Origin of the sequence: Roseateles sp., from assembly GCF_046300915.1 — a bacterium.
Classification (GTDB): Bacteria; Pseudomonadota; Gammaproteobacteria; order Burkholderiales; family Burkholderiaceae_C; genus Kinneretia.
This window is the reverse complement of the sequence record NZ_JBKCLH010000150.1, coordinates 1-26820: the sequence shown is the minus strand read 5'-3', so window position 1 is coordinate 26820 and position 26820 is coordinate 1. Positions and strand designations below refer to the sequence as shown.

The 26820-nt window shown below is 68.6% G+C and carries 28 protein-coding genes; 11 read left to right on the top strand and 17 right to left on the bottom strand.

What is annotated here, in order from left to right; translation table 11 throughout:
• The 6 genes from ACK5F2_RS11690 to ACK5F2_RS11665 form a co-directional block, all read left to right on the top strand.
• Positions 1-367: SPOR domain-containing protein (locus ACK5F2_RS11690; RefSeq protein WP_409864800.1), on the top strand; the 367-nt coding region annotated here is incomplete at its 5' end.
• Between the two features lie 55 nt (positions 368-422).
• A complete protein-coding gene (locus tag ACK5F2_RS11685) occupies positions 423-1091 on the top strand; it encodes a thiol:disulfide interchange protein DsbA/DsbL (protein WP_409864798.1) in 669 nt (222 codons plus the stop codon).
• A gap of 59 nt (positions 1092-1150) precedes the next feature.
• Entirely contained in the window at positions 1151-1786 is a 636-nt protein-coding gene (gene lptA, locus ACK5F2_RS11680; RefSeq protein WP_409864797.1) for a lipopolysaccharide transport periplasmic protein LptA, read from the top strand.
• Positions 1783-2550, top strand: a complete 768-nt coding sequence (gene lptB / locus ACK5F2_RS11675) for an LPS export ABC transporter ATP-binding protein (protein ID WP_409864795.1) — start codon at positions 1783-1785, stop codon at positions 2548-2550. The genes lptA and lptB overlap by 4 nt, the downstream gene beginning before the upstream one ends.
• 15 nt (positions 2551-2565) lie before the next feature.
• Entirely contained in the window at positions 2566-4095 is a 1530-nt protein-coding gene (locus tag ACK5F2_RS11670) for an RNA polymerase factor sigma-54 (RefSeq protein ID WP_409864794.1), read from the top strand.
• A 59-nt stretch (positions 4096-4154) separates the two neighbouring features.
• Positions 4155-5423, top strand: coding sequence for a class I SAM-dependent RNA methyltransferase (locus ACK5F2_RS11665; protein WP_409864793.1), 1269 nt, complete (start codon positions 4155-4157; stop codon positions 5421-5423).
• Positions 5424-5429: 6 nt separating this feature from the next.
• On the opposite strand, the gene ACK5F2_RS11660 is transcribed toward ACK5F2_RS11665, so the two are convergent.
• The 6 genes from ACK5F2_RS11660 to ACK5F2_RS11635 form a co-directional block, all read right to left on the bottom strand.
• Positions 5430-6185 carry a 16S rRNA (uracil(1498)-N(3))-methyltransferase gene (locus tag ACK5F2_RS11660; protein WP_409864792.1) on the bottom strand — a complete coding sequence of 252 codons (756 nt, stop codon included), beginning with the start codon at positions 6183-6185 and terminating at the stop codon, positions 5430-5432.
• A gap of 96 nt (positions 6186-6281) precedes the next feature.
• Positions 6282-6806, bottom strand: coding sequence for a hypothetical protein (locus ACK5F2_RS11655; protein WP_409864791.1), 525 nt, complete (start codon positions 6804-6806; stop codon positions 6282-6284).
• A gap of 81 nt (positions 6807-6887) precedes the next feature.
• Positions 6888-8561 carry a long-chain-fatty-acid--CoA ligase gene (locus ACK5F2_RS11650; RefSeq protein WP_409864790.1) on the bottom strand — a complete coding sequence of 558 codons (1674 nt, stop codon included), beginning with the start codon at positions 8559-8561 and terminating at the stop codon, positions 6888-6890.
• 161 nt (positions 8562-8722) lie between these two features.
• Positions 8723-10147, bottom strand: coding sequence for an NAD(P)(+) transhydrogenase (Re/Si-specific) subunit beta (locus ACK5F2_RS11645; RefSeq protein WP_409864789.1), 1425 nt, complete (start codon positions 10145-10147; stop codon positions 8723-8725).
• The gene (locus tag ACK5F2_RS11640) at positions 10144-10455 is read right to left on the bottom strand and encodes an NAD(P) transhydrogenase subunit alpha (RefSeq protein WP_409864787.1); all 312 of its coding nucleotides are present in this window, start codon (positions 10453-10455) and stop codon (positions 10144-10146) included. Before ACK5F2_RS11640 ends, ACK5F2_RS11645 begins: the two co-directional genes overlap by 4 nt.
• 5 nt (positions 10456-10460) lie before the next feature.
• Complete coding sequence (locus ACK5F2_RS11635; protein ID WP_409864785.1) at positions 10461-11576, bottom strand: Re/Si-specific NAD(P)(+) transhydrogenase subunit alpha; 1116 nt, start codon at positions 11574-11576, stop codon at positions 10461-10463.
• Between the two features lie 189 nt (positions 11577-11765).
• On the opposite strand from ACK5F2_RS11635, the gene ACK5F2_RS11630 reads away from it, so the two are divergent.
• Positions 11766-12272: an NUDIX hydrolase gene (locus ACK5F2_RS11630; protein ID WP_409864784.1), complete on the top strand. Its 507-nt coding sequence runs from the start codon at positions 11766-11768 to the stop codon at positions 12270-12272.
• Here ACK5F2_RS11630 and ACK5F2_RS11625 read toward each other — a convergent pair.
• Both ACK5F2_RS11625 and ACK5F2_RS11620 read right to left on the bottom strand, forming a co-directional pair.
• The gene (locus ACK5F2_RS11625) at positions 12159-13136 is read right to left on the bottom strand and encodes a lysophospholipid acyltransferase family protein (protein WP_409864783.1); all 978 of its coding nucleotides are present in this window, start codon (positions 13134-13136) and stop codon (positions 12159-12161) included. The two genes, ACK5F2_RS11630 and ACK5F2_RS11625, sit on opposite strands and share 114 nt — an antisense overlap.
• Positions 13127-13396, bottom strand: a complete 270-nt coding sequence (locus ACK5F2_RS11620) for an acyl carrier protein (RefSeq protein ID WP_409864781.1) — start codon at positions 13394-13396, stop codon at positions 13127-13129. The genes ACK5F2_RS11625 and ACK5F2_RS11620 overlap by 10 nt, the downstream gene beginning before the upstream one ends.
• Positions 13397-13550: 154 nt before the next feature.
• Between ACK5F2_RS11620 and mnmA the strand changes: the two genes are divergently transcribed.
• On the top strand, positions 13551-14660 hold the full coding sequence (mnmA, locus tag ACK5F2_RS11615) for a tRNA 2-thiouridine(34) synthase MnmA (RefSeq protein WP_409864779.1): 1110 nt from the start codon (positions 13551-13553) through the stop codon (positions 14658-14660).
• A 28-nt stretch (positions 14661-14688) separates the two neighbouring features.
• Here mnmA and ACK5F2_RS11610 read toward each other — a convergent pair whose 3' ends face one another.
• The gene (locus tag ACK5F2_RS11610; RefSeq protein ID WP_409864801.1) at positions 14689-15237 is read right to left on the bottom strand and encodes a CAP domain-containing protein; all 549 of its coding nucleotides are present in this window, start codon (positions 15235-15237) and stop codon (positions 14689-14691) included.
• A 109-nt stretch (positions 15238-15346) separates the two neighbouring features.
• Here ACK5F2_RS11610 and ACK5F2_RS11605 point away from each other — a divergent pair, with 109 nt between their 5' ends.
• Both ACK5F2_RS11605 and ACK5F2_RS11600 read left to right on the top strand, forming a co-directional pair.
• Positions 15347-15793 (top strand): hypothetical protein, encoded by a 447-nt coding sequence (locus ACK5F2_RS11605; protein ID WP_409864778.1) that lies wholly within the window; start codon positions 15347-15349, stop codon positions 15791-15793.
• Positions 15794-15851: 58 nt separating this feature from the next.
• Positions 15852-16565 carry a 2OG-Fe(II) oxygenase gene (locus ACK5F2_RS11600; protein ID WP_409864777.1) on the top strand — a complete coding sequence of 238 codons (714 nt, stop codon included), beginning with the start codon at positions 15852-15854 and terminating at the stop codon, positions 16563-16565.
• Between the two features lie 91 nt (positions 16566-16656).
• On the opposite strand, the gene ACK5F2_RS11595 is transcribed toward ACK5F2_RS11600, so the two are convergent.
• The 3 genes from ACK5F2_RS11595 to ACK5F2_RS11585 form a co-directional block, all read right to left on the bottom strand.
• Positions 16657-19803, bottom strand: a complete 3147-nt coding sequence (locus tag ACK5F2_RS11595) for a S8 family serine peptidase (protein WP_409864775.1) — start codon at positions 19801-19803, stop codon at positions 16657-16659.
• 32 nt (positions 19804-19835) lie between these two features.
• The gene (locus tag ACK5F2_RS11590; protein WP_409864774.1) at positions 19836-20522 is read right to left on the bottom strand and encodes an NF038120 family PEP-CTERM protein; all 687 of its coding nucleotides are present in this window, start codon (positions 20520-20522) and stop codon (positions 19836-19838) included.
• 346 nt (positions 20523-20868) lie between these two features.
• The gene (locus ACK5F2_RS11585; RefSeq protein ID WP_409864773.1) at positions 20869-23547 is read right to left on the bottom strand and encodes a S8 family serine peptidase; all 2679 of its coding nucleotides are present in this window, start codon (positions 23545-23547) and stop codon (positions 20869-20871) included.
• A 230-nt stretch (positions 23548-23777) separates the two neighbouring features.
• Between ACK5F2_RS11585 and ACK5F2_RS11580 the strand changes: the two genes are divergently transcribed.
• Complete coding sequence (locus tag ACK5F2_RS11580) at positions 23778-24341, top strand: PEP-CTERM sorting domain-containing protein (RefSeq protein ID WP_409864771.1); 564 nt, start codon at positions 23778-23780, stop codon at positions 24339-24341.
• A gap of 67 nt (positions 24342-24408) precedes the next feature.
• Here ACK5F2_RS11580 and ACK5F2_RS11575 read toward each other — a convergent pair whose 3' ends face one another.
• The 5 genes from ACK5F2_RS11575 to ACK5F2_RS11555 form a co-directional block, all read right to left on the bottom strand.
• Positions 24409-24864, bottom strand: a complete 456-nt coding sequence (locus ACK5F2_RS11575; protein WP_409864769.1) for a hypothetical protein — start codon at positions 24862-24864, stop codon at positions 24409-24411.
• A 47-nt stretch (positions 24865-24911) separates the two neighbouring features.
• Positions 24912-25445: a type II secretion system protein gene (locus ACK5F2_RS11570; protein WP_409864768.1), complete on the bottom strand. Its 534-nt coding sequence runs from the start codon at positions 25443-25445 to the stop codon at positions 24912-24914.
• Between the two features lie 11 nt (positions 25446-25456).
• Positions 25457-25855, bottom strand: a complete 399-nt coding sequence (locus tag ACK5F2_RS11565) for a type II secretion system protein (RefSeq protein WP_409864767.1) — start codon at positions 25853-25855, stop codon at positions 25457-25459.
• Complete coding sequence (locus ACK5F2_RS11560; RefSeq protein ID WP_409864766.1) at positions 25855-26364, bottom strand: type II secretion system protein; 510 nt, start codon at positions 26362-26364, stop codon at positions 25855-25857. The genes ACK5F2_RS11565 and ACK5F2_RS11560 overlap by 1 nt, the downstream gene beginning before the upstream one ends.
• Positions 26364-26820, bottom strand: a 457-nt coding sequence (locus ACK5F2_RS11555; protein WP_409864765.1) for a hypothetical protein, incomplete at its 5' end; no start/stop codon positions are given. The genes ACK5F2_RS11560 and ACK5F2_RS11555, both read right to left, overlap by 1 nt.

Sequence of the window (26820 nt, the reverse complement as noted above, 5' to 3'; positions counted from 1 at the left end):
CCCCCAGGCCCCGGCAGCGGCCTCGGCCCCCGCCGCCAAGCCCGCCTCCGCACCAGCCGCCAACGCCCCGGCCGCCAAGCCGGCGGCCAGCGCCGCCGCGCCCGCGGGCCCCGCGGCGGCCGGCGGTGATCCCTACGTCTACTTTGTCCAGGCCGGCGCCTACACCCGCAGCGAAGACGCGGAGGGCCAGCGCGCCAAGCTGGCCATGCAAGGCTTCAGCGCCAAGATTTACGAGCGCGAGCAATCCGGCCGTACCGTCTATCGCGTGCGTCTGGGGCCGCTGGACAGCCGCGACGAGGCCGAGGGCCTGCAGCGCAAGCTGGAGTCCGGCGGCATGGAAGCCAATCTCGTGCGCGTGCAGCGCTGAGGCGAACGCCTTAGGATGCGCCCGCAAGTTGTTTCAACGCCCTGAGGATTTCAGAATGAAGCGTCGCGAGTTTTCGGCCCAGCTGGGCCTCGGTACCCTGGCCCTGAGCCTGCCCGGCCTGAGCCTGGCCCAGGGCGGTCCGGTCGAGGGTCGTCACTACCAGCGCCTGGCCCAGCCCCTGCCGGGCACCCCGGGCAAGATCGAGGTGGTGGAGTTCTTCTGGTACGGCTGCCCGCACTGCAACACCTTCGAGCCGGCCCTGGCCGACTGGGCAGCCAAGCTGCCCGCCGATGTGAGCTTCCGCCATGTGCATGTGGCCTTCAACGCCCGTGTGCGCCAGCATCAGCGCCTGTTCTACGCCCTGGAAGCCCTGGGCAAGGAGAAGGAAGCCCGCGCCCGCGTGTTCGCGGCCCTGCACCTGGAAGGCAAGCCCCTGGACAACGTCAAGGCCATGGCCGAGCTGCTGGCACCCTTCGGCATCGAGGCCGCCAAGTTCGAGCAGGCCTACAACTCCTTCGGCGTGCAGACCAAGTGCCAGCAGGCCGAGAAGCTCAGCGAGGCCTACCGCATCGACGGCGTGCCCGCCATCGGCATCGGTGGCCGCTTCCTGACCTCGCCCGCCATGGCCACAGGTGGCCAGCGCATGAGCGAGCTGGAGTCAGGCCAGCGTGCCCTGCAAACCACCAACTTCCTGATCGATCGCCTGCGCAGCGGCAAGGCCTGACCCTCAGGGAAGAACACCTCCCAGCCGGGGCTAGAATGGTCTGCAAGAAACATGCCTTTATGACCCTCTCGCCGTTCTCGCCCCTCTCGCTCAGCCGCCACATCCTGCTGCCCGCGCTGGCCCTGCTGCTCAGCGTCGGGGCGGCGCTGGCCGAGCGGGCCGATCGCGACAAGCCCATCAATATCGACTACGACCGTGGCGGTGTCGATCTGGTCAAGCAGCGCACCGAGTTCAGCGGCAATGTGGTCTTGACCAAGGGCAGCATGCAGTTGCGCGCCGAGCACATGGACGTGCGCGAGACCGCCGATGGCTACAAGCAGGCCTATGCCAACGGTGCCACGGGCAAGCCGGTGCGCTTCCGCCAGGCGCGCGACGTGCCCGGCGAGTTCATCGAAGGCTGGGCCGACCAGGTCGAGTACGACACCCGCTCCGACACCATGCGCTTCATCGGCAATGCGGTGCTGCGCCGCCTGCGCGGCAGCACCGTGGCCGACGAGGTGGCCGGGGCGGTCATCCATTACGACAACCGCTCCGAGGTCTTCAGCATCGAGGGCGGCCAGGCTTCGCCGCATCCCGCCGGCCGCGGCCGTGTGGTGATGATGCCGCGCGCGGCCTCGGCGCCCGGCCCGACCGCCTCCGAGCCGGCTATCCCCCTGCAGCCCAGCCTCAATCTGCGTCCGCGCCAGCCCTCATGAGTTCCGTCGAAGCCCAGGCAGCGCCCAGCCGACTGGAGGCCGAGGGCCTGCAGAAGACCTATGGCGTGCGCAAGGTGGTCAAGAACGTCCATCTTGATGTGCACAGCGGCGAGGTCGTGGGCCTGCTGGGCCCCAATGGCGCGGGCAAGACCACCAGCTTCTACATGATCGTGGGTCTGGTGCGCGCCGATGCCGGCGAGATCCGCATCGACGGTCAGCCGGTGCAGCGCCTGCCCATCCACCAGCGCTCGCGTCTGGGTCTGTCCTACCTGCCGCAGGAGGCCTCCATCTTCCGCAAACTCAGCGTGGAGGAGAACATCCGCGCCGTGCTGGAGCTGCAGCTGGACGAACGCGGCCGCCCCTGGCCCAAGGCCCGCATCGACGAGGCGCTCAACAGCCTGCTGGCCGAGCTCTCCATCGAGAAGCTGCGCGACAGCCCCGCCCCGGCCCTGTCGGGTGGCGAGCGCCGCCGCGTGGAGATCGCGCGCGCCCTGGCCACACAGCCGCGCTTCATCCTGCTGGACGAGCCCTTCGCCGGCGTGGACCCCATCGCGGTGCTGGAGATCCAGCGCATCATCCGCTTCCTCAAGCAGCGTGGCATCGGCGTGCTGATCACCGACCACAATGTGCGCGAGACCCTGGGCATCTGCGACCGCGCCTACATCATCAGCGAGGGCACGGTGCTGGCCGAGGGCACACCGCAGGAAATCGTTGAGAACGCCGACGTGCGCAAGGTCTATCTGGGCGAACACTTCCGGATGTAAGGGACGGCGAGCCGCATGAAGCCCTCCCTGCAGGTTCGCCTCAGCCAGCATCTGGCGCTCACGCCCCAGCTGCAGCAATCCATACGCCTGCTGCAGCTCTCGACCCTGGAGCTCAACCAGGAAGTCGAGCAGATGCTGGCCAGCAATCCCCTGCTGGAAACCGAAGAGGAGTTCGGCGCCGCCAGCATGGAAGTGAGTGCGCCGGAACTGAGCGCCAGCCGCAGCCAGGAGGCCGAGGCCGCTGCCTCGGAAAGCGGCGGCGGCGAGGCCGAGACCCCGGCCGAGGAAATGCGTGCGGAAGACTTCGGCACCACCGAGCGCGAGGACTGGGAGAACGGCACCGAGGGCGACGACTTCGACGGCATTCGCGAGCTGCCCGGCAGCAGTGCCGGCAGTGGCAGCGCGGGCGATGAGGACGGCGAGCGCCCCGAGCAGGAGGCGCCCGCCATCAGCCTGCAGGAGCACCTCTACCAGCAGATGGCCGGCATGATGCTCAGCCCCGAGGATAGAGCCGCCCTGCAGGTGCTGATCGAGTCGCTCAACGAGGACGGCTATCTGGAAGACAGCCTGGAGGAGATCGCCCAGTCCCTGGCCGGCGAGGATGCCGCGGCCGAGGACCTGGAAGAGCTGCAAGACCGCCTGCGCTGCGCCCTCAAATGGCTGCAGAGCATGGAGCCCGCCGGCGTGGGCGCACGCGATCTGGCCGAATGCCTGGTGCTGCAGCTGCGCACCAAGCCGCGCAGCACGGCCCAGGCCGTGGCCATCCTGATCTGCAAGCAGCATCTGGAGCTGCTGGCCAAGCGCGATGCCCGGCGCCTGATGTCGCTCACCGGGGCCGACGAGCCCCTGCTGCGCGAGGCCCAGGCCCTGATCACCGGCCTGGAGCCCAAGCCAGGCCGCCCCTTTGCGCGCAGCCAGGCCCAGGCCGTGGTGCCGGACGTGATCGTGCAGAAGGTGGGACGCGAATTCCGCGTCATGCTCAACCCCGAGGTCGCCCCCAAGCTGCGCATCAACGAGCTCTATGCCCAGGCTCTGCGCGCCCAGCGCGGCGGCGTGAGCAACACCCCCCTGGGCGCCCAGCTGCAGGAGGCGCGCTGGTTCATCAAGAACATCCAGCAGCGCTTCGACACCATACTGCGCGTGTCGCAAGCCATCGTGGAGCGGCAAAAAGGCTTCTTCACCCACGGCGAGCTGGCCATGAAGCCTCTGGTGCTGCGCGAGATCGCCGATGAGCTGGGCCTGCACGAGTCCACCATCTCGCGCGTGACCAATGCCAAATACATGGCCACGCGCTTCGGCACCTTCGAGCTCAAGTACTTCTTCGGCTCGGGCCTGTCCACCGAGGCCGGCGGCAATGCCTCCAGCACCGCGGTGCGCGCCCTGATCAAGCAGTTCGTGGCCGCCGAAGATCCGGCCAAACCCCTCTCGGACAATGCCCTGGCCAGCATGCTGGAGGAGCAAGGCATCCAGGTGGCGCGCCGCACCGTGGCCAAGTACCGCGAGGCGCTCAAGATCGCGCCGGCCAATCTGCGCAAGAGCCTCTGAGCCCGGGCCGGCCGCGCGTCGGGGACAATAGCGGCTTTCCCGCTGTCCCCCTTCCGCCCATGGCCCGCCCCGAAACCCTGTATCTCTTTGCCTCCTGCCCCGCCGGTGTCGAGCCCTGGCTGGAGGCCGAGATCAAGTCCATCCTGCCGCGCGCCGGCGTGGAGGCGCTGCGTGGCGGGGTCTCGGTGCACAGCGATGCCGAGGGCGTGATGAAGCTCAATCTCGAAAGCCGCCTGGCCCAGCGCGTGCTGGTCGAGGTGATCGAGGGCGGCTACCGCCACGAGGACGATCTCTACGCCCTGGCCCGCCGCGTGGACTGGGAGCGCTGGATCACGCCGCAGCACACCCTGCGCGTGGACACCACGGCCCACCGCTCGCCGCTCAAGAGCCTGAACTTCGCCACCCTGCGCATCAAGGACGCCATCTGCGACCAGCTGCGCGAGTCCCAGGGCGAGCGCCCCAGCGTGGACACCCGCGCCCCCGATCTGCCCGTGGTGCTGCACCTGGGCGCCGAGCGCGCGGCCCTGTATGTGGACACCTCGGGCGAGCCCCTGTTCAAGCGCGGCTGGCGCGAAGATAAAGGCGACGCCCCGCTCAAGGAGACCCTGGCTGCCGCCATGCTGGCCGCCGCTGGCTGGAAGGGCACGATTGATGCCGGCGGCGCCCTGCAGGACCCCTGCTGCGGCTCCGGGACCATCGCGGTGGAAGCCGCGCAGATCGCCTGCGGCATCGCGCCCGGGCTGTCGCGCCGCTTCGCCTTCGAGCGCCAACTGCCCTTCCAGCCCCTGCGCGAGCGCTGGGCCCAGATCAAGCAGGAGGCGCGGGCCCGCATCCACGCCCCGGCCGTGCCCATCTACGCCAGCGACGTGGCCTTCCGCATGGTGGACTTCGCGCGCCGCAATGCCGAGCGGGCCGGTGTGGCCCAGTACATCCAGTTCAACGGCGGTGACGCGCTGGAGCGCCCCGCGCCCAAGCTGCCGGAGGGCATGCCCGGCAGCATCCTGATGAACCCGCCTTACGGTGAGCGCATCGAGGTGCGCGGCAAGGCCGCGGCGGTGCGCGATGCCGGCGGCTCCGAGGCGCGCGACGGCGGGGACGACTTCTTCCCGCGCCTGGCCGCGCACTGGAAGCGCGCCTACACCCAGCACAGCGCCGGCTGGACCGCCTGGCTGCTGTGCCCGGACATGAAGCTGCCCAGCAAGATGCGGCTCAAGGAATCGCGCCGCATCCCCATGTGGAACGGCCCCATCGAGTGCCGCATGTTCCGCTTCGAGCTGGTGGCCGGCTCGGCGCGCAAGGAGCGCGGCGAGGATACGGCGGAGCGCTGAACCCGCTCAGGCTTGCGCGCTCAACTCCGAGAGCGACAGCCAGCCCAGCACTGCCAGCGGCGCCGTGTCGGCGCGCAGGATGCGCGGGCCCAGCAGCAGAGCCTCGAAACCCTGGGCGCGGGCAGCGGCCTCCTCGGCCGGACTCAGGCCACCCTCGGGCCCGCTGAGCACCAGGACATCGCCCGCCGCCACGCCAGCACGCTCCGCGATCGGGCGCGCGGCCGCCGGGCTGAGCAGCCAGCGGCGCTGCGGCGGCTGGGCCTCCTGCGGGCCCAGGCCCTGCAGCCAGGCGCCCAGGTTCTGCACCGGCGCAATCTCGGGCAGCACGCAGCGACCGCTCTGCTCACAGGCCGCGATGGCCACGCCGCGCCAATGAGCCACCTTCTTCTCGGCGCGCTCACCGGCCAGGCGCAGCACCGAGCGCTCGCTCATCAGGGGCTGGATGCGTGCGACACCCAGCTCGGTGGCCTTCTCGACCAGGCCGTCCATGCGGTCATTGGCAGGCATGACCACGGCCAGGGTCACGGCCTGGGCCAGCTCGCGCGCGGGGCGCTCGCTGCCCAGCAGACGCACCTGGACCTCGCTGCGCCCCCGCATGGCCAGCACCTCGGCCTGCCACTGCAGCCCCGAGCCGTCGAACAGCAGCAAGGGGCTGCCCGGCTGCAGGCGCAACACCTGAACATGGCGGGCGGCGGCGGCCGGCAGGGTGAATTCGGGGCTCGCGCTGGCGAGCGGCTCATCGACGAAAAGGCGCGCAGGCATGGACAAGATGCGGTCAGGACTGTGGGGTCCGCGCCCGGGCCTGGCGGCCACGCGGCGCGATAGCTGCGCATTGTGCGCCCTGCCAGCGCCCCTGGCTCAGTTCAGCCAGGCGACCATCGCTTCCTGCAGCTCCTGGGCCGCGGCGGCCCCCTTGGCCTGCTGTACACGCTGGAGCAGGTCGGCGGCCAGCTTGCGCAAGGCGGGCAAGTCCTGGCACTGCTCCAGCTCCAGGGTGAATACATAGCCCTTCATCAAGCCCAGCTGGCGCGGGGCCTGGGCGGTGAGGTAGGCATAGAGCTCGCTGTAGAGCCGGGCCGCATCCGCGACTGCGGGAGGGGTGGGCGTCTCGGCCCGGGGAGCGGGAGGCTCGGCGGCAGGCTCGGGCGCGCGCGCGGCGGCGGTGGCTCGCACGCCACCGGCCTGGGCGGCGACCAGACCTTTTTCGAGCAGCAGGGCCAGGTCCTGCTCGCCCACACCCTGGACCAGGGAGAGCCACTGACGGGCCGGCTTGCTGGCATCCATCACCAGCAGCAGATTGCGCGCACTGCGCGATAGCGGGAGGCCGCGCGACTTGATTTCTTCGCGTCCCGCCTCGGTCTTGGAATAGTTCTGGTCCAGCATGCCTGTGTCTCCTCCGGGTGGCTGCCGGCTGGAATCTAGCGCGCGCGGTCTCCGGTGGGGAGACCGCGCGGCGCCAGAGTCTTATTTTTTGTCGCGGAGTTCACGCCGCAGGATCTTGCCCACGGGTGTCTTGGGCAGCTCGGTGCGGAATTCGACGATCTTGGGGCGCTTGTAGCCGGTCAGATTGGCCTCGCAGAAGGCCCGCACCTGATCCTCGGACAGGGCCTGGTCCTTCTTGACGATGACCAGCTTGACCGCTTCGCCCGCCTTGGCATCGGGCACGCCCACAGCCGCGGCTTCCAGCACACCGGGCATCTGGGTGATCACGTCCTCGACCTCGTTGGGGTACACATTGAAGCCGCTGACCAGGATCATGTCCTTCTTGCGGTCCACGATGCGGAAGAAGCCGCGCTCGTCCACCATGCCAATGTCGCCCGTGCGGAAGTAGCCGTCGGCCGTCATCACCTTGGCGGTCTCGTCGGGGCGCTGCCAGTAGCCGGCCATGACCTGGGGGCCACGGATGGCAATCTCGCCGGTACCGCCTATGCCCACTTCCTTGCCCTCGTCATCCAGCAGGCAGAGCTCGGTGCTGGGCATGGGCAGGCCGATGGAGCCGGTGTAGGCCGTGCTGTCGGTGGGGTTGCAGCTGGCCACGGGCGAGGTTTCGGAGAGGCCGTAACCCTCGACGATGGGGCAGCCGGTCTTCGCCAGCCAGAGCTGGGCCGTGGCCTGCGGCACCGCCATGCCGCCGCCCACCGAGATCACCAGGCCGCTCCAGTCCACGGTGTTGAACTGCGGATGGTTGGCCATGGCCAGGAACAGGGTGTTGACCGCCGGCAGGCTGTGGAAGCGGTGCTTGGACAGCTCCTTGAACACCGCCGGCAGATCGCGCGGATTGGGAATCAGGATATTGCAGCCGCCCACATGCATGGACAGCATCATGTTCGTGGTGAAGCCGAAGATGTGATAGAGCGGCAGGGCGCAGACGCTCATCAGCTGCTCACCCTGGGGCACCTTCTTGAGGGCCGGCTGGTACCAGGCCTCGGCCTGCAGGGTGTTGGCCACCAGATTGCGGTGCAGCAGCACGGCGCCCTTGGACACGCCGGTGGTGCCGCCGGTGTACTGCAGCACGGCCACATCGCCCGGACCCACCTTGGGCGCGGTATAGCTCAGGCCGCGGCCCCGGGCCACGGCGTCGTTGAAGCGCACGGCGCCGGGCAGCTCGAAGGCCGGCACCAGCTTCTTCACCTTGCGCACCACATAGTTGACGATGAGCCCCTTGGGGAAGCCCAGCATCTCGCCCATGGAGGCCAGCAGCACATGCTTGACCGGGGTGTTGGCGATGCACTGCTGCAGGGTGGCGGCAAAGTTCTCCAGAATGACGATGGCCTTGGCGCCGGCGTCCTTGAGCTGGTGCTCCAGCTCGCGCGGGGTGTAGAGCGGGTTGACGTTCACCACCACCAGGCCGGCGCGCAGCACGGCGGCCACGGCCACCGGATACTGCATCACATTGGGCATCATGATGGCCACGCGGTCACCGCGCTCCAGGCCCAGGCTCTGGAAATAGGCGGCCAGGGCGCGCGAGGCCTCATCGATTTGCGCAAACGTGATGGAGCGGCCCAGCATCTTGTAGGCGGGCTGCTGCGGGTACTTCTTGAACGCCCCCTCCATCAGGGCCACCAACGAGGGGTACAGCTCCGCGTTGATGTCCGCCGGCACGCCAGCGGGGTAGTTCTTCAGCCAGATCTTCTCCATCAATAGGTCTCCAATTGCGGCCCGGATTCTCCCCGATGCTGGTAAACACCAGCATCAGGGGATTCGATAGCGGTGCGTAGAGAGGGCTCTCAAGGTGCATCCAGCACCGATTTGGAGCCCCCTGGCGACGCCCGGGGCCTGTTTTTCTGCTCGGAACCGGCTTACTCCACCGCCTTGAGCATGTCTTCCACCACCTTCTTGGCATCGCCGAAGACCATCAGGGTCTTGTCCATGTAGAAGAGCTCGTTGTCCAGGCCCGCATAACCGGCGGCCATGGAGCGCTTGTTCACGATGATGGTCTTGGCCTTGTAGGCCTCCAGGATGGGCATGCCGTAGATGGGGCTGCCCTTGGTGTGCGCGGCGGGGTTGACCACGTCATTGGCGCCCAGGATCACGGCCACATCAGCCTGGCCGAACTCGGCATTGATGTCCTCCATCTCGAAGACCTGGTCGTAAGGCACCTCGGCCTCGGCCAGCAGCACATTCATATGGCCGGGCATGCGACCTGCCACCGGATGGATGGCGTACTTGACGTTGACGCCCTTCTCGCTGAGCTTGTGCGCCAGCTCCTTGACCGCGTGCTGGGCGCGCGCCACCGCCAGGCCGTAGCCCGGCACGATGATCACGCTCTCGGCATTACCCAGGATGAAGGCGGCGTCGTCGGCGCTGCCGCTCTTGACCGTGCGCTGCACCGCCGCCCCTGCGGCGCCGGCCGCGGCATCGCCGCCAAACCCGCCCAGGATCACGTTGAAGAAGCTGCGGTTCATGGCCTTGCACATGATGTAGCTCAGGATGGCCCCCGAGCTGCCCACCAGGGAGCCGGCAATGATCAGCATGCTGTTGTTGAGCGAGAAGCCGATGCCCGCCGCCGCCCAGCCCGAGTAGCTGTTGAGCATGGACACCACCACCGGCATGTCCGCCCCGCCGATCGGAATGATGAGCAGCACACCCAGGGCAAAGCCCAGGGCCAGGATCAGGGCAAAGTCCGTCCAGCTCTGCGAATGCCAGAAGCCGAAGCAGAAAAAGGCCGCCGCCAGGCCCAGGGCCAGGTTGAGCTTGTGCTGGCCGGCAAAGACCACCGGCGCGCCCTGGAAGAGGCGAAACTTGTACTTGCCGCTGAGCTTGCCGAAGGCGATGACCGAACCGCTGAAGGTGATGGCGCCGATAAAGGCACCCAGCGCCAGCTCGATGCGGTTGCCGCCGGGGATGGGGCCGCCCTTCTCGGTAATGCCAAAGGCCCAGGGCTCCAGCACCGCGGCCGCCGCGATGAAGACCGCCGCCAGGCCGATCATGCTGTGCATAAAGGCCACCAGCTCGGGCATCTTGGTCATCTCGACCTTGTTGGCCATATAGGCGCCGATGCCGCCGCCTATCACCAGGCCAGCCAGCACATAGACCAGGCCCAGACCGGCCCCACCGGCCAGCTTGAGAATCAGGGCCGCGGTGGTGAGCACGGCAATCGTCATGCCCACCATGCCAAAGACATTGCCGCGGATGGAGGTGGTGGGGTGGGACAGGCCCTTGAGCGCCTGGATGAAGCAGACGCTGGCCAGCAGGTACAGCAGGGTGACGAGGTCCAGGCTCATGGCTTGCCCCCCGCCTTCTTGTCCTTCTTCTTGAACATCTCCAGCATGCGCCGGGTCACCAGAAAGCCGCCGAACACATTCACCGCGGCCAGGGCCACGGCCAGGGTGCCCAGGATCTTGCCGGCCTCGGTCTCGGTCAGGGCCGCCGCCAGCATGGCGCCGACGATGACGATGGCCGAGACCGCATTGGTCACCGCCATCAGCGGCGTGTGCAGGGCGGGCGTGACGTTCCAGACCACGTGGTAGCCCACATAGATGGCCAGCACGAAGATGATCAGATTGGTGATGGTGGGTGAGATCAGTTCCATGCTCATCAGCTCCGCAAGACCTGGCCCTCGCGGCAGACCAGCACGGCCGCCACGATGTCGTCGTCCATGGGCACCTGCAGCCCGCCCTCCTTGGGGAGCACGAGCTTGAGGAAGTCCAGCACATTGCGCGCATACAGCGCCGAGGCGTCCGCCGCCACCAGGGCCGGCAGATTGGTTTCGCCCACCAGGGTCACGCCATGCTTGAGCACCGTGCGCCCCGGCTCGGTCAGCGGGCAGTTACCACCGGCCGGAGCCGCCAGGTCCACGATCACCGAGCCCGGCTTCATGCTGCGCACCATGTCCTCGCTCACCAGCACCGGGGCCGCGCGGCCGGGACTCAGGGCGGTGGTGATCACCACATCGGCCTGGGCCACGCGCTTGGCCACCTCCACCTTCTGGCGCTCCAGCCAGCTCGGCGGCATGGGCCGGGCATAGCCGCCCACACCCTCGGCTGCTTCCTTCTCCTCGGCCGTCTCGTAAGGCACGTCGATGAACTTGGCACCCAGGCTCTCCACCTGCTCCTTGACGCTGGGCCGCACATCCGAGGCCTCGATCACCGCACCCAGGCGCTTGGCCGTGGCAATCGCCTGCAGGCCCGCCACGCCCACGCCAAGAATCACTACCCGCGCGGCCTTCACCGTGCCGGCCGCCGTCATCAGCATGGGGAAGAAGCGCTGGTACTTGTCGGCCGCGATCATCACGGCCTTGTAGCCGGCGATATTGGCCTGGCTGGACAGCACATCCATGCTCTGGGCCCGCGTGGTGCGCGGCGCCGCCTCCAGCGCAAAAGCCGTGAGGCCGGCCGCGGCAAGGCGCTCCAGGCCCGGCCGGTCAAAGGGGTTGAGCATGCCCACCAGGGCGCTGCCGCGCTGCATCAGGGGCAGTTCCTCGGGCTCGGGTGCGCGCACCTTGAGCACCAGGGGCGCTGCCAGGGCCTGGGCCTGCTCGCCCAGCTCGGCCCCTGCGGCGGCAAAGGCCTCGTCGGTGATGCTGGCCGCCAGGCCGGCGCCACGCTCTATGCACAGGGTATGGCCCTGGGCGATGAGCTTCTTGACGGTCTCGGGGGTGACGGCCACCCGCGTCTCGCCGGCCGCGCGCTCGCGCGGGACTCCAATCAACATCGGGACTCCCTCCTGTTGTCCGGCCCCTGGGCCTATGCCGCGAGACCGGTCGGACATGCTTGCACGCAGCTTACATGGACGCTCCGCAGGCCCGAGCCACCGGCGCGACAGGGTTTGTCCTAGCGTGGGAACTTGACCACAGGCCCGCCGCAGGGGCAGCATGCGCGGCTTGATTCACACGAAGTCCTTATGAGCACGCCCCGCTTCAAGCCCTCCGTCACCGTGGCCGCCATCATCGAGCGCGAGGGCCGCTATCTGCTGGTGGAGGAGGAAACGCCCGAGGGCCTGCGGCTCAACAACCCGGCCGGCCATCTGGAGCAGGGCGAGACGCCGCTGCAGGGCGTGGTGCGCGAGGCGCTGGAGGAGACCGCGCACCGCTTCCGGCCCGAGGCCTTGCTGGGCCTCTACCTCTCGCGCTTCCGGCGCGAGGCCAGCGGCGAGGACGTGACCTATCTGCGCATCGCCTACTGCGGCAGCCTTGAGGGCGATGGGCCGGTGCCGGGTCTTGCCCTGGACCAGGGCATACGGCGCTGGCTCTGGGCCAGCCCCGAGGAGATCGCGCAGGCGCGCGACGCCGGTCGCCTACGCAGCCCGCTGGTCTGGCGTTGCCTGGAAGACCATCGCGCCGGCCGCCGCCTGCCCCTGGACCTGATCCAGGCCGACGACAGTCTCTTCCATCCCGAGCTGCGCCCCTGAGCGAGCCCGAAGACCGTCTGGGCGCGGCTGGTCTTCCGGCCGCCAGCGCCGATAGGACCAGTCCCAATGCGAGGGGTGGGCTCGAATCACCTGCTCCAGGCGCTGGTACAGGCGCTGCAAGGCCCCCGCCAGCGCAGCGCCCTGCCGCCCCGGCGGCTGGGCCTCCAGGGTCTCGAAGCGCACGCGGTAGCGCCCCGCACCCTCCTGCCAGGCATAGCCCAGCAGCAGCGGCTTGCGGGCCAGGGCCGAGAGCAGCAAGGCCCCGGTCGGCGCCCGGGTGTTGCGGCCAAAGAAGCGCACCGGCAGATCCTGCCCATGGTGGTCGGCATGCAGGGCGATGTAGCGCCCGGCGCGCGCGGCGTCCAGCAGCCGGAAAAAGACGCCCGGCTGGCGTTTGTCGAGGCAGTCGATGCCCACCCGGCCGTACAGCATCTCACCGCGTCGGAGCCAAGGCGGAATCTTGGCCAGGGTGCTGCAGCGCCCCGTCAATCGCTGCAGGGCCAGGGCCACCACCTCGTAGCAGCCCATGTGCAGGGTGGCCACGCTGGCGCCGCCGCCGGACTGCAGGATGGTGCGCGCCTGCTCATCACCGAACTCGATGTCCAGCGCCAGCTGCTCCAGCCAGAAGCTGTCCAGCACACCCTGGCAGATATGCTGGCTGACCTCCCGCGCGATGGTGCTGCGGGCGGATGGAAGCAGGCCTGGCAGAGCATGGGCCAGGTTCTGGTCCAGCCGGTGCCGGGTGCGTGGTGCGAGCTGCAACAGCAGCGGGCCCAGGCCATGGGCCAGGCCTTGGCGCCAGTGCATGGGAAGCCGCCGCAGCGCCCCGATCAAGAGGCGCAAACCGGCCCGCTTCAGCGCCATGCGCCCCCCCAGCCGCACAGCCGCGCGCACAGATAGTTCTCCAGGCTTCCCAGGGTGGCCAGGCTGGCCGCAGGCATCTCACCGGGTTCGATCAGCAGGCCGAAGCGATCCTCCAGGGCTTGCAGCAAGGAAAGCTGCCCCAGCGAGTCCAGCGCCGGCACGGCCCCCAGCAAGGGGCTGGCGGGGCCGAGCCGCTCCGCCTCCAGCCCCAGGGTGTCCGCCAGGATCTGGCGCAGCGTCAAGCCTATGGTCGTCATCATGCCTCTCTCCCTCGACAGCCCGAGGTGGCGCTGCCTTTTGCCTACAGCCGGCGCACTCTAGCGAGCCGCCGGCCCGCATGGATGAAGATCGCATGAGTGCCGGCTTAAGCCCCGCCAGGGCGCACAGGCTGCGCCCTTGGGGGAAAATCGGGGCATGAATGAGAAGAAGCACCGCATCGTCGTCGGCCTGTCCGGCGGCGTCGATTCCGCTGTCAGCGCCCATCTGCTGAAGCAAGCCGGCCACGAGGTGGTCGGCATCTTCATGAAGAACTGGGAAGACGATGACGACAGCGAGTACTGCTCGTCCAATATCGACTTCGTGGACGCGGCCGCGGTGGCCGATGTGATCGGCATCGAGATCGAGCATGTGAATTTCGCGGCGGACTACAAGGACCGCGTCTTCGCCGCCTTCTTGCAGGAATACCAGGCCGGCCGCACGCCCAACCCGGACGTGCTGTGCAATGCCGAGATCAAGTTCAAGGCCTTTCTGGACCACGCCATGCGCCTGGGCGCCGAGAAGATCGCCACCGGTCACTACGCCCGGGTGCGTGAGCTGGGCGGCGAGTTCCAGCTGCTCAAGGGCCTGGACCCGCTGAAGGATCAGAGCTACTTCCTGCACCGCCTCAACCAGGCCCAGCTGGCCAAGACCCTGTTCCCGGTGGGCGAGCTGCCCAAGACCGAGGTGCGGCGCATTGCCGAGGAGATCGGTCTGCCCAATGCCAAGAAGAAGGACTCCACCGGCATCTGCTTCATCGGCGAGAGGCCCTTCCGCGAGTTCCTCAACCGCTATCTGGCTCACCAGCCCGGCCCCATCAAGGACGAGCGCGGCCGCAAGGTGGGCGAGCATGTGGGCCTGTCCTTCTACACCCTGGGCCAGCGCCAGGGCCTGGGCATCGGTGGCATCAAGGAAAAGGGGGCGCCGCGCGGAGGCGGCGAGCACGCGCCCTGGTTCGTGGCCCGCAAGGACCTGCAGACCAATACCCTGGTGGTGGTGCAGGGCCACGACCACCCCCTGCTGCAAAGCCATTCCCTGCTGGCCGACGATCTGAGCTGGACCAGCGGCCGCATGCCCGAGTTCGGTGGCTACGGCGCCAAGACCCGCTACCGTCAGGCCGACGCCGCCTGTGCCCTGCAACCCGGCGAGCGCAGCATCCGCCTGGACTTTCCACAGGCGCAGTGGGCCGTCACGCCAGGCCAGAGTGCCGTGCTCTATGCCGGCGAGGTCTGCCTGGGCGGCGGTGTCATCGCCGAGGCCCTGCCCTGAGTCCCGCGGCCGCCCCGGCGAGCAGCCACTAGCGCAGGGTGTCGGAGCCCAGAGCCTCGCTGCGCTGGGCCTGCGTGCGCAGGCCGCGGCCCATGTGCAGCACCCAGAAGCGGCCGTAGCGTCCCGGCGCGGCCACGCAGGCCAGGCCCACATGCTCGTACTCGGGCTGCATCAGGTTGTCGCAGTGCTCGGGGCTGTCCAGCCAGAGGGCCAGGGTCTCCTCCAGATCCACGGGACCGGCGGCCAGGTTCTCGCCGGCCGTGCGCAGCAGATAGCCGGCCGCACGCAGGCGATCGCGCAAGGTGGCGGCCTGCTCGCCGCGATGGCTGAGCAGATCGCGCCGCGCCAGCTCCTCGGCATAACGCCGGGCCGAGCGCGCCAGGCTGGTGTCCCACTGCAAGGGGCCGGCTGGCCGCAAGGTCTTGCCGCCGCAGCTGTGGGCCTGGGCGCGCAGGCGATTGATCTGCTCCAGCACCTGCTCGGGCAGGGGGCGGCAATCGCCGGGCAGCGGCCCCTCTGCCCGGGCCTGTATGCCCAGACACAGCCACAGAACGCCGCACCACAGCCAACCGCGCATTGCCACCCTCTAGCTCCAAGGAGCCGGCATTCTGGCCCAGAAGGGTGCAGCGCTTTCCCGATTGCTGTGCCCTATTGCACACAGTTACGAGCTGGGTCAGCATGCGCGCATGACAGCACCGCCCTGCCCCCTTCGGATCTCCCCCTGGCGCCTGTGGGGCCCGCTGCTGATCAGCCTGGTGCTGCCAGCCTGCGCCAGTCCAACGGTGGCGCCCGCTCTTGCGGCCCGTACGGCGCCCGAACTGCTGACACAGATCCAGGCCCAGATCGGCGATGCGGCTTGCGATACCGAACAGCAATGCCGCAGCCTGGCCGTGGGCAGCAAGGCTTGCGGCGGACCGGAGGCCTATCTGGCCTGGTCCACGCGCCGCAGCCAGGAGTCCCGCCTGCAGGCACTGGCCACGGAATATGCGGCGGCGCGTCAGGCCGAGAACCAGCGCAGCGGCATGGCATCCGACTGCGCCCTGCTCACGGACCCGGGCGCCCGCTGCCAGGCCGGGCGCTGCGTGCTGCGCGGACCGCAGCAGGGCGGAAGTCCCGGCAGCAGCGCGCGCTGAGTCCGGGCCCGGGCGCGCGGCCTAGAATCCGCCCGCTCCAGCACTCTTGCGCCACACCATGTCCGCTCCCGATTTCATCGAGGTCTACGACGATGTCCTCGATGCCGCCACCTGCCAGGCCTGGCTGCAGCGTTTTGAGGAAGGCGGCCAGGCGCAGCGCGGCGCCACCGGCAGCGGTGTGGACCTGAGCATGAAGGACAGCTGGGACATCCAGCTCGATCAGGTGCCTGGCTGGGGCGACGTGCAAGCCCAGCTCAACCAGGCGGTGCTGCACTGCCTCAGACGCTATCTGCGCCGCTACGCCCATGTGGCGCTCGCGCCGCTGCAGCTCAAGATGCAGGACCCGGGCAGCGGCGAGCTGCGGGTACTGGATGCCGAGGCGGTGGCAGGGCTGAGCGATGACCTGCTCAACGGTCTGGTGGCCAAGGTGTTCCGACCCGGCAGCATCAATATCCAGAAATACCTGGCCGGCCAGGGTGGCTACCCCCACTGGCATTGCGAGCAATACCCCAGGCAGGACCAGGGCGAGGCCCTGCACCGGGCGGTGCTCTGGACGCTCTACCTCAACGATGACTTCGAGGCCGGCGAGACGGAGTTCCTCTACCAGCAGCGCAAGATCAAACCCCGCAGGGGCAGCCTGCTGATCGCACCGACCGGCTTCACCCACACCCACCGCGGCAACCGTCCCGAGGGTGGGGACAAGTTCATTGCCACCAGCTGGGTGCTTTACCAGCGCGCCGAGCAGCTCTACGCCAACCAGGCCACGCGCTGAATCCTGCGCACCAATGCAAAGGGCCGCAAGCACCTGAGTGCTTGCGGCCCTCTTGCGGAGCTGCCTGCAGCTCCGCGGGGATGATCCCGGCTTATTCCTGCGCGTTCACAGGACGACCGCTCTTGGCCAGCGGCACCGGGTCATTGGTCAGCACCTCCAGCAGGGTCACGCCCTGACGCACGCCGCCCACACGGTAGGCCGCAGCACCCAGATAACGCTGACCCAGCGCCAGACCCGACCAGCTCATGCCCACCGAGGCCGTGCCGCCGATGACGGCGTTGGCCGGCGCCAGCACGCGGAAGTTGCCTCCCACATCGCTGGGACCGACGATCCAGGACGACAGGGTGTAGTTGGTGGAGGGACGACCCTGCAGGCTGTACGAGATCACGCAGACCTTGTAGTTGCCGGCGGCCGGCGAGGTCAGCTGCACGCTCTCGTTGGAGCCGTCGTTCAGGCTGCCCGCCAGCGCGTTGCCAGCGCTGTCCAGCAGCAGCATGTCCAGATCGTCTTCCTTGCCGGGCAGCTGACCACCGGTGGTGTCCGCATTGAACAGCGAGAAGCGCAGCGCCAGGGTGCCGGCCGGCACGGCAACGTCATGCACCTTCACCGCCGGCGAATTGTTCGCGCGGCAGATGGTGGTAGCCGAACCGGTGTTGGTACCGGTCAGGGTGGCCGCGCTGCGAGTCGCCGCCTTCAGACCACCCCGCTCCACCACCATGGAGCCGGCAAAGCCGGTGCCGATGGTGAAGATCTTGCTGCCGGTGGCGGCTTCGCTGTAGACCGAGGCCGGCGCGGCCAGGGCCGTGGCGCGGGCCGTCAGGGGGCTGCGCACATTGCGTGTGCCATCCGACCAGGTCAGCGAGCCGTAGACCCAGGTGTCCACCGGCGCGGTGCTACGGGTCAGCTTGACCGTGTAGGTCTGCTTGGCACCCGGCGCGATGGTGAAGCTGCTCGGCGACACCTCCACATTGAAGCCAGGCATCTGCACCGCGGCGGTGTAGGTGGCCGAGCTGTCGCTGACATTGGTCACGGTACGCGTCAGGGTCTGCGAGCCCATCACGCTGGCCGCGGTCAGGGAGGCCAGGTTCAGGTTGTGCGGCTGGATGGTGCCCACGGCATTGCAGGTCGCCGCCGAGAACAGGCCCAGGTTCTGGCCGCAGCTGAAGCGCGCGTAGTCGATGGCCGTGGCGTCATAGACCAGGCCCGGATCGGTCGCCAGATTGGGGCGCACCTGGCCGGAGCCCTGGGCCCAGGGCAGACGACCATTGGCATTCGCAGTGGCGCTCCAGGCCAGGGGCAGATTGACACCGTCGTTGTAGGTGTCGCCCGCCGTCGTGGCCAGGGCCGACTTGATCATGGCAGGCGTCCAGCTCGGGCGCTGCTGCTTGATCAGGGCCGCCAGACCGGCGACATGCGGGCTGGCCATGGAGGTGCCGGAGATCATGCCCTCGGCCGTCTTGCTGGTGCCGGAACCGGCGCGGATGGCGCTGGCCTCGGCGGCCGTGAGGCCCGGCACATAGCCCGCCACAATGTCAACACCGGGCGCCGCAAAGTCGGGCTTCAGGATGTTGTTGTTGGCCACATTGGGGCCGCGAGAGGAGAAGCCTGCCGTCTGGGGTGCCAGCACATCGCCAAAGCGCACCTGGGCCACGCCGATGGAGCCCTGAGCGGCCGGGTTGGCGGCCACGAAGTTCTTCACCGCTGCACCATCCGCCGCATTGATGTGAATGGTGGGCACCGAGTGCGGCTCGGCCACCAGACCCGCGCCGTTGTCGGCCAGGATCATGCCGATACCACCGGCCTGCTGCACGGCCAGGCTCTTGTTGACACGAGCCGTCACGCCGCGGGTGCAGACCACGATCTTGCCCGCCACCTTGGCAGGGTCCAGGGTCACCACGCCATCGGCAGCGCCGTAGCAGAGATCGGCCTGGGCTGCATCCGCCCCGGGCAGGGCAGCGACCGAGGCCAGGATCAGATTGCTGCTAGCCACCGGCGTCTGGTTGACGGAGGCGCCCACATAGGTGCCGCTGCCTTCCACCACAGCTTCCGCACCCACGGTGCGGTCATGCGTGGAAGCCGCCACCGTGGCGTGCCAGGGGCCGAGGTTGGACACCGGGTTGGTATTGGGGCCGGAGTTGCCACCGGCCGCCGCCACGAAAACGCCCGCATTCGAGGCATTCAGGAAGGCGGCCTGAACGGCGTCGTTCAGCGTGCCGCCGCCGGCGGTGGGACCGATGGAGTAGTTGATGACGTCTGCGCCATCCTTCACCGCCTGGTTGATGGACGCGACGCTGCTGGCCGTGGCACAGCCACCGTTGGTGGCCGTGGTGCCGGTGAAGCAGGTCTTGTAGGAGGCACGGCGGGCACGCGGCGCCACACCCGACATGGAGCCCATGTCGATGCCATTGATGGTGGACGGCACATTGGCATTGCCACCGGCGGTGCTGGCGACGTGGCTGCCATGGCCGCCGCCGTCACGGCCGGTCAGGAACTCGGTCGCGGCGATGGGCGCATTCAGGGCCACAAAGGAGCGCACCCCCAGCAGCTTGTTGTTGCAGTTGGCGGCCTTGATGCTGCCGCTATCGCTGCCGCGCGAGGTTTCGCAACCGGTGCCCTTCCACTTGGCCGGCGGCGGGCCGTAGGCCAAGGTGCCGCTGGGGTCATGGGTGGGCACGCCGTTGGCGTCCACGCGGTCGGCAAAGCTCAGGTTCTCGGGCCAGACACCGCTGTCCACGATGGCGATGATCATGTCCTCGCCGGCCTTGTCCTTGCCACCGGCCTGCTCCCACAGACCTGCAGCCTTGTCCAGGCCCAGGAAGCTGGAGGTGTAGCTGGTGTAGGGCTGCAGCATCTCGTCGGCCTCGATCCGGGCCACGCCGCTGTTCTTCTTCAGCGCGCGGACCTCGGAGTCGGTCAGCATGGCGGCAAAGCCATTCAGCACCACATCGTAGCGGTGCGTGATGTGGGCCGGATTGATGGTGCTGAGAACCTCGTTCTGCTTCTTGTCCAGATAGGCGATATAGGCCTGCACATCGGCCGCGCTCACATCCAGGCGCGAGCCCGCCGCGGGCTTGGTGGCCGGCAGGCCGGCAATGCCGCCCTCGTAGGAGGCGACCGGCGCATTCGCCAGCTGCACGATGTAGGAGCGGCGGATTTCCTGGGCCTGGGCGCTCACGGCCATGGCGGCCAGCAGGGTGGCCACCGCCAGCGAGGCGGGACGCAGTTTCTTGCTGTTCATAGTTGTGCTTGTTCCGATGGTTGCTCTGGGCCTCAGATGGAGGAGCGACGGCGACGCAGTGCGGCCAGACCGGCCAGGCTCAGGCCCACCAGGGCGATGCTGCTGGGCTCGGGCACGGCATAGGCCAGGTTGTCCACGGCGAACTGGGCCTGGTTGCCCGCAGGGTTCACGCAGTCCCCATTGGCGGTGTAGAGGCAGGCGTAGACGTTCACGCCGCTGAACCAGGTGCTGGCAAAGCCGGCGGACAGGTCCCAGGAGGCAAAGCTGAACTCACCGTTGGCATCGGCAGCGCCGAACTCGCGGCTCTCGACCACGGTGTTGCCATCAAGACCCAGGCCCTCGACAACCAGCTGGCCGAAGTTCGCCAGGCCGGTGATGGGCATGGGGCCGACAAAGCTGAAGTCCAGGGACTTGAGGCTCACAAAGCGGCCACCGGCGGACAGATTCAGGCCGCCATCATTCAGGCCGGCAAAGTAGTTGCTGATATTGCCGACCGGGCAGGCGGTCACGGAGCAGCTGAAGGGATCGGCACCGTTGGCCAGCGCGCCAGCAAAGCCCGCGGGATCACCCAGGACGGTGGCACTCACATCGGTCTGGGAGACCAGGTCACCACCCGCATAGATGGTGGGCGCCAGATCGTCAAAGGTCAGCAGACCGGCCGAGGCCGTGCCGCATGCGGCCAGGGCCGCCAGGGCCAGGGCTTTTTTCATCAGCTTCATCATCTCAATCCTTTTGCTATCCCGAAGTCTTTTGGACCAACCCATTGGCCCGAACTCACTTCACTGACTGGCGGGTCGCTTACCAGGGCGGGTTGCGGGCTCAAGCTGCGGACAGATCGGGAGGAGGCCCCCAGCTTGGAGAGGCCATTCTCATGACAAGAATTTGTGAAAAAACCCCGAATTGCCCGACGCTCAAGCAGGGGGGCACAGGGTTTTCCTAGCCCAACCCGAGGCTATGACATCGTCCGCTTGGGTTATAGAAAAGCTGCCGAGGGCAGCGCCGGCACAAGGTGCGGGCAAGAAAAACGGGCCCGAAGGCCCGTTTCATTGCGGATGTGCAGCGGAGTCAGGGCGCAGCCGGACGCGCGATCTGCACCGGCACCGAACTCCAGGTTTCCCAATGCGTGGGATCGGCCGCGTTACCCTGCGCCTTGAGCACCGAGACGCGGATCAGATAGTCCCCATTGGGCAGAGCACCGTTGTTGGTCGTGCCATTCCAGGCGCTGCTCACAAAGCCGTTGGGGGTACCGCTACGGCCCACGAAGTGCTCCTCGCTGATCACGCCGCGCGGTGCCAGGGTGGCGGCATCCAGGGCCTCGATCCTGAGGGTGCGGGGATGATGATCCAGATGCAGCAGCACATAGGGCACATCACTACCCACCATGGTGAAACTGGCCGCCGCCGTCTGCCTCTGGAACTGGTTGGTGGAGGTATTCAGGCGCGCCAGCCAGGGGAAGCCGCTGGTACCCGGTGACAGCACCTGCAGGGCCTGGTAGTCACCCTTGAAGCCGGCATAAGGCACCTGGATGGGCGAGCCATCACCCTGCGGCGTCAGCGTGATGTAGCCACCATAGAGCGACGAGTCCAGCAGCGCGGCGTTGGCCGCGATCGTCACCGTCACGCTGGCCGTGCCCTTGGCCGGCACCACCAAGGTCGGGCTGCTGAAGCTCACCGTGGCCGGCGCATTGTCATAGCCCGTCGGTGCATAGCTGATGCCCACGTTGACGTTGTTCCTGCGCGCGGCCACGCCCGCGGTGTGGCCCAGCTGGTAGGTGACAGGCACGGCAGCGTCATTGCGAATGGTCAGACGCTGCACCGTGGGGCCGGCCTGGCTTTCGCCGGTGGAGATCTTGGCCGGCAGCACGAACTGCTGGCTCTGCACCGCAGCCACCACGTCCACCATGCCCGCACCCTGGCGGAAGCTGTGATCCAGCAGGCCCGATGCCGGATTGCCCGACCAGACCTTGGGCTTGGCGGTGTTCAGCAGACGGGTGTGCATATTGATGGCGGGCGGCGCATTGCGGCCCACGATCACGCTGTCGCGGCCCGTGGCCGCGGTCGGGATGGCCTGCAGCACCAGGGCCGCCACACCCGCCACATGAGGCGCGGACATGGAGGTGCCGCTCAGCGTGGCATAGCCGCCGGACTCCAGCGGATAGGCCGAGTAGATGCCACCACCGGGGCCGCCAATATCGGGCTTGAAGCTCAGATCCGCCGCCAGGCCGAAGGAGCTGAAGCCCGAGATCAGGCCGCCGGTGCCGAAGGGGTAGCCGACCGAATCACCGGTCCAGCTCAGCAGGGTGTCACCGGCGCCGATGGTGTCGTGCAGCACCTTGCCTTGGGCGGCCGTGATGCCGACCACGGGAATGGTGACGGGGGGCGCGTTGGCGGGGCTGGGCGCGGCATTGGCATTCACCGCACCGGCCTGGTTGTTGTAGAGCACCACGGCCACGGCACCCGCCATCTGGGCGTTGAAGGCCTTGTTGTAGAAGCCGCAGGAACCGCGACGGATCAGGGCAATCCTGCCGGTCAGGCTACCCTCGGGCAGGGCGCTGCAGGCGTCGGGGGCGGTCGTGCCCAGATCGGGCTGATTGGCCGCGCCGGTGCGGGCCATCAGCGCGCCGCCGGACAGGGGCGCCAGGGGCACACCGCTGGCGGCGTTGTAGCCATAAGGCGTGCCACCGACCTTGAAGGCGGTCTGGGCATTGTCGAAGGAGGCCACGCCAATCACGCCATCGCCCACACCCGGCGCGCCGGCGGCATACAGACCATCGGGCTGGCTGCCGCCCGGGCCGCTATTGCCGATGGAGGCCACCATCACCACGCCCTTGCGAGCCAGTCGTGCCGAGGCCTGGGCCGTGGGGTACTGCGGCCACTGGCGCGAGGCACCCAGACTCTGGTTGATCACCTGCATGCCATCGGCCAGGGCCCGCTCCAGAGCCGCCAGGATGATGTCCGAGGTGGTGCTGCCATTGCAGCCGAAGACGCGGTAGGCGCCCAGCTTGACATCGGGGGCCACACCCTTGAGTCCGCCGCCATTGGCGCCCACGATGCCGGCCACATGCGTGCCATGGCCGCCGCAATCATCGGGCCGCTCATCGGGCGTGGGCGTGGGGTTGTAGCTGGCGCTGCTGGGGTCGGCGTTGAAGCTGTCGCCCACAAAGTCCCAGCCGGCCACGATGCGGGTACTGGGGAAGGGCGTGCCGCCATTGCTGCCGGAGCCGCCAAAAGCCGGGTGGTCGATATCGATACCGCTGTCGATGATGCCGACCTTGATGCCAGCACCCGTGAGACCCAGGGAATTCTGGGCCACATCGGCACGGCTCAGGGCCAGCGCGCGGCTCAGGTCCTGCACCGAACCCGCCACCTGCTCGGGCGTGGGCGCGTGCACGACCTCGATGGGATGCATGGCCTTCACACCGGCCATGCGTGCCAGCTTGGCGCGCTCGGCAGCGCTGACCGACACGGCCAGACCATTGAACAGGGAGTTGAAGGACCGCCGCTCGGTGTACTGGACCCGGGCCTGGCTGGCCGCCGCGCGAAAGGCGTTCTGCTCCGCTTGCACCGCCGCGAGACTCGCGCCGTCGGCCACGGGTCTGCCGGCCAACTCGACGAACCACAGCTGACTGCTCTCCGCAGCCGCGGCCGGCAGGGACTGGGCCAGGGAAACGCTGGCCGATGAAATCGCACCGATCATGCCGATGGCCAGCACCACCGGCTTGACACTGAACTTCCACGCAGACATAGAGCTCTCCGGTTTTCGAAAGCACAAATACTCGCCAGACCGGCTCAACAACGAACTGGTGCTTACCCGGGGCCAGGGGGGGGCTCCCCCCCCATCGGAGGGGGGTGCGCCGAAAACCTCAGGCTTCACCGCTTGTGGCGAGCTGCGCCTGGTGGCAGATTGAGTCTCCCAACGTGCTCGCAAACACGGCAACGCTCAAGCGCGAGCGTCAACAATTCTGGAGCGATGAAATGCAGATGAGTCTTTTCAAGCGCAGTGCCATCAGCATGGCCCTGGCCGCTGCCGCACTGGGCGCCAGCGGCGCCGCACAGGCCGGCCTCGTTACCACCCTGGACATTGGCGGCATCTCGAGCAATGCCGAACTGGGCAGTGCCGACAACGAGACCCGCTTCGTGGACCTCTTCGCCGGCGCGCGCATCACCGGCATTTCCTGGGATGTGTACCTCACGGCGGATCAGCCGAGCTGGCTCTCCGACATCGGCGTTGACGTCAATGATGGTGCGCTGGCGGGCTTCTCGCTGTTCGCAGGACTGAAGAATGACGTGTCTGGCTCCGGCCGTTTCACTGGCAGCGCCAACCTCGTCGACCTGGGCGTCGACTTCTTCCTGGGCCAGGACGGCCGCCTCAATTTCGAGTTCTTCGAATACTTCGACGACTTTGTGGGCCAGGCCGATGGCCGCTGGGACCGTGGCACCCTGACGGTGAGCTATGTGCCCGAGCCCGCCAGCTACGGCCTGGTGGCCCTGGCCCTGCTGGGCGCGGGTCTGGGCGCACGGCGCCGCAAGTCCTCCTGAGGCCAGATCAAGCCAAAACAAAGGGCCGCATCGCGCGGCCCTTTTTCATGCGCGCAAGAAGACGCCCTCAGATCCGACTGTCGCCGCTGCCGGGTCTGGGTGCCGGGTCTGCGCCTGGGCACAGCAGCCACTGGCCCCGCTGGCTGGCGTGATAGACCGCCACGCGGTCCTGGTGCTTGAGCACCAGGCGCCAGCCCGGCACCAGGGCCTGGGTGTAGGACAGGCCGGGCTGCGGGCAGCCCAGGGAACCGTCGGGCCACACCACAGCCTCGACGCGGACATCCAGCGCCGTGTCGGCGCGCAGACGCCAGCGGGCCAGGGCATCGGCGCGCACCGCCGCCTCAATGGCCGACACGCTGGCACGACCATCCGGTCCGGCCGGCACCAGCCCCCCGCCGCGCTGGACGGGCACGGCGTTCTCGGCGCCATCGGCCGGCAGGGACTGCGCGTCCGTCATGCCGGGCAGCACGCCGAGGGCCAGCGAACACAGACTGAACAGCACATGGGCGATCCTGAGGTTCATGTCTGGGCATTCTAGGCTTCGGCGCTGTTCAAGCCTTGGCACCGATCCTAGCCCGCCGTGAGCGGCGGCGCCCCAGGCTCCACGGGCTGAACGGGCTGTGCCGGCGCATCCCCGTCCGCCCCCGGGCCACGCTCATAGGGCAGGCTCAGAAAGCGCCAGTCGCTGGCCTTGCCCAGGGCGCTGCCATCGGGCGCCGTCTGGCGCAGCAGGGGGCGCTCCTCGCGGCTGTGCACGCCGCTGAAGCCGCCGGGCTGGCTGGCCTCGGGCAGCAGCACCCAGTCGGGCTGGCCACTGAAGGGGTCGGCATAGGCGCGGCGCAGATGGTGCAGGGGCTTGGGGCCGCGTGCATCCAGCAGCAGATCCTCCAGGGTCTGGGGGTAGCGAGGCATGCCGCTGGGCGTGGCCTTGGCATAGCGAGCAATCGCGCGTGCAATCTCCCCGCCGCGGAACTCCAGCTCGCGCTCGCGCTCGCGCTGGGCCGCCGTGCTCCAGAGCTGGCCCAGGCCCGCCAGGGCCGCGCCGGTGATGGCCACAAAGAAAAGCAGGCCCAGATAGGTGAAGCCACGCTGCCGCCCCGCCATGCGCGCCCCGCTCACCAGTCGGCGTAGAGCCGGCCATCGCTGGCGCGGCCGGCGGCGCCGCTGCGCACATCGTAGAGCTGGCCCTTGAGCTGGGCGTCCGGCGGCGGCGGCAGCTCCACCCAGGCATCACGGCGCCCTGCCACCGGGTCCTCGGGCACCTCGCGCACATAGCGCGTGCTGGCCAGCTCCTCCAGGCTGTCGGGGTAGCGGCCGCGGTCGGCCGCAAACTGGTCGATGGCATCGCGCAGGGTGGCGAGCGAGCTGCGCAGCGCCACTTCCTTGGAACGATCCAGGCTCTGGAAATAGCGCGGCGCCGCGATCGAGGCCAGCAGGGCCACGATGGCCATCACCACGATCAGCTCGATGAGGGTGAAGCCGGCGGCGGCGCGGGTTCGGGTCGGCTTCGTCATCACCAGTCTCGGTAGCGGCTGCCATCCAGCGCCAGGCGCTCGGAGCGGGAGTAGACATCGAACACATCGCGGCCCTCGCGCGGCTCGTTGGGCGGGCTGTCCGAGGCGCGCAGGCCCCAGCTCTGCTCCGGCTCCAGGGCGGGGTCGGCAAAGGGATCGCGCGGCAGGCGGCGCAGAAAGTAGAGCTTGCGGCCCTCGGCGGATTTCACATCGGGCACGCCGCGCACCAGATCGCCCAGGCTGCGCGGGTAGCCGCTCTCCTGGGCCGCCACCTCGATCTGCCCCGCCTCGGCCGCCTTCTTGTAGGCATCGATGCCGCCGCGGATCTGACGCAGAGCCTCGCGCAGCTGGAACTCCTGGCTGCGCTGCACCGAGAGCAGCAGCATGGGCCGCGCCGCGGCGGCCAGCACACCCAGCATGGCCAGCACCACCAGCATCTCGATCAGGGTGAAGCCGCGGCTGCGCCCAGGCTCTGCGAGCCTGAGCGCCGAGAGCGGCCGGCCGTGCATCATTTGTCCACCGTCACCAGGCCCGTACCTTCAAGCCGCACCGGCGGGGTCTCGCCGTTCAGGCCGGAGGCGCTGAGATTGCCCACGCCCACATTCAGCACCTGGCCGGCCGCGGCCGGCAGGGCGCGCAGCACCAGCACGCGCTCGCCGCGCGGCGTCAGCTCGAAGGGCAGGCGACCGGGCGCCGCATTGCTCACCGCCTGGGCGGGCTGCAGGCGCGTGGCGTCAAACTCCAGCTCGCCCTTGACCGAGAAGCCGCTCTCCTGGCGCAAGGTCACACTGACCGTGCCACCCGCGGCAATCTGCGGGCTCACATCCAGCTTGAGCACGGCCTCTTCATTGCCCGGGGCGGCATTCACGGCCGCGGCGGGCTGGGCGCCCGGCGCCGGCAGGGCGCGCGCAGCCGCGCCCGTCAAGCCCACGCCGGCACGCGCCTGCTCGCGCAGCCGGCTGCTG

What these genes read in the sequence shown, in the direction of transcription:
- ACK5F2_RS11685 (WP_409864798.1), top strand. Translation starts at nt 423, where the DNA reads ATGAAGCGTCGCGAGTTTTCGGCCCAGCTGGGCCTCGGTACCCTGGCC.
- ACK5F2_RS11575 (WP_409864769.1), bottom strand. Translation starts at nt 24,864, where the DNA reads ATGAACCTCAGGATCGCCCATGTGCTGTTCAGTCTGTGTTCGCTGGCC.
- ACK5F2_RS11595 (WP_409864775.1), bottom strand. Translation starts at nt 19,803, where the DNA reads ATGAACAGCAAGAAACTGCGTCCCGCCTCGCTGGCGGTGGCCACCCTG.
- lptA (WP_409864797.1), top strand. Translation starts at nt 1,151, where the DNA reads ATGACCCTCTCGCCGTTCTCGCCCCTCTCGCTCAGCCGCCACATCCTG.
- ACK5F2_RS11600 (WP_409864777.1), top strand. Translation starts at nt 15,852, where the DNA reads ATGTCCGCTCCCGATTTCATCGAGGTCTACGACGATGTCCTCGATGCC.
- ACK5F2_RS11670 (WP_409864794.1), top strand. Translation starts at nt 2,566, where the DNA reads ATGAAGCCCTCCCTGCAGGTTCGCCTCAGCCAGCATCTGGCGCTCACG.
- ACK5F2_RS11585 (WP_409864773.1), bottom strand. Translation starts at nt 23,547, where the DNA reads ATGTCTGCGTGGAAGTTCAGTGTCAAGCCGGTGGTGCTGGCCATCGGC.
- ACK5F2_RS11635 (WP_409864785.1), bottom strand. Translation starts at nt 11,576, where the DNA reads ATGTTGATTGGAGTCCCGCGCGAGCGCGCGGCCGGCGAGACGCGGGTG.
- ACK5F2_RS11605 (WP_409864778.1), top strand. Translation starts at nt 15,347, where the DNA reads ATGACAGCACCGCCCTGCCCCCTTCGGATCTCCCCCTGGCGCCTGTGG.
- mnmA (WP_409864779.1), top strand. Translation starts at nt 13,551, where the DNA reads ATGAATGAGAAGAAGCACCGCATCGTCGTCGGCCTGTCCGGCGGCGTC.
- ACK5F2_RS11665 (WP_409864793.1), top strand. Translation starts at nt 4,155, where the DNA reads ATGGCCCGCCCCGAAACCCTGTATCTCTTTGCCTCCTGCCCCGCCGGT.
- ACK5F2_RS11640 (WP_409864787.1), bottom strand. Translation starts at nt 10,455, where the DNA reads ATGGAACTGATCTCACCCACCATCACCAATCTGATCATCTTCGTGCTG.
- ACK5F2_RS11620 (WP_409864781.1), bottom strand. Translation starts at nt 13,396, where the DNA reads ATGATGACGACCATAGGCTTGACGCTGCGCCAGATCCTGGCGGACACC.
- ACK5F2_RS11610 (WP_409864801.1), bottom strand. Translation starts at nt 15,237, where the DNA reads ATGCGCGGTTGGCTGTGGTGCGGCGTTCTGTGGCTGTGTCTGGGCATA.
- lptB (WP_409864795.1), top strand. Translation starts at nt 1,783, where the DNA reads ATGAGTTCCGTCGAAGCCCAGGCAGCGCCCAGCCGACTGGAGGCCGAG.
- ACK5F2_RS11630 (WP_409864784.1), top strand. Translation starts at nt 11,766, where the DNA reads ATGAGCACGCCCCGCTTCAAGCCCTCCGTCACCGTGGCCGCCATCATC.
- ACK5F2_RS11625 (WP_409864783.1), bottom strand. Translation starts at nt 13,136, where the DNA reads ATGGCGCTGAAGCGGGCCGGTTTGCGCCTCTTGATCGGGGCGCTGCGG.
- ACK5F2_RS11590 (WP_409864774.1), bottom strand. Translation starts at nt 20,522, where the DNA reads ATGAAGCTGATGAAAAAAGCCCTGGCCCTGGCGGCCCTGGCCGCATGC.
- ACK5F2_RS11570 (WP_409864768.1), bottom strand. Translation starts at nt 25,445, where the DNA reads ATGGCGGGGCGGCAGCGTGGCTTCACCTATCTGGGCCTGCTTTTCTTT.
- ACK5F2_RS11560 (WP_409864766.1), bottom strand. Translation starts at nt 26,364, where the DNA reads ATGCACGGCCGGCCGCTCTCGGCGCTCAGGCTCGCAGAGCCTGGGCGC.
- ACK5F2_RS11580 (WP_409864771.1), top strand. Translation starts at nt 23,778, where the DNA reads ATGCAGATGAGTCTTTTCAAGCGCAGTGCCATCAGCATGGCCCTGGCC.
- ACK5F2_RS11645 (WP_409864789.1), bottom strand. Translation starts at nt 10,147, where the DNA reads ATGAGCCTGGACCTCGTCACCCTGCTGTACCTGCTGGCCAGCGTCTGC.
- ACK5F2_RS11660 (WP_409864792.1), bottom strand. Translation starts at nt 6,185, where the DNA reads ATGCCTGCGCGCCTTTTCGTCGATGAGCCGCTCGCCAGCGCGAGCCCC.
- ACK5F2_RS11655 (WP_409864791.1), bottom strand. Translation starts at nt 6,806, where the DNA reads ATGCTGGACCAGAACTATTCCAAGACCGAGGCGGGACGCGAAGAAATC.
- ACK5F2_RS11565 (WP_409864767.1), bottom strand. Translation starts at nt 25,855, where the DNA reads ATGACGAAGCCGACCCGAACCCGCGCCGCCGCCGGCTTCACCCTCATC.
- ACK5F2_RS11650 (WP_409864790.1), bottom strand. Translation starts at nt 8,561, where the DNA reads ATGGAGAAGATCTGGCTGAAGAACTACCCCGCTGGCGTGCCGGCGGAC.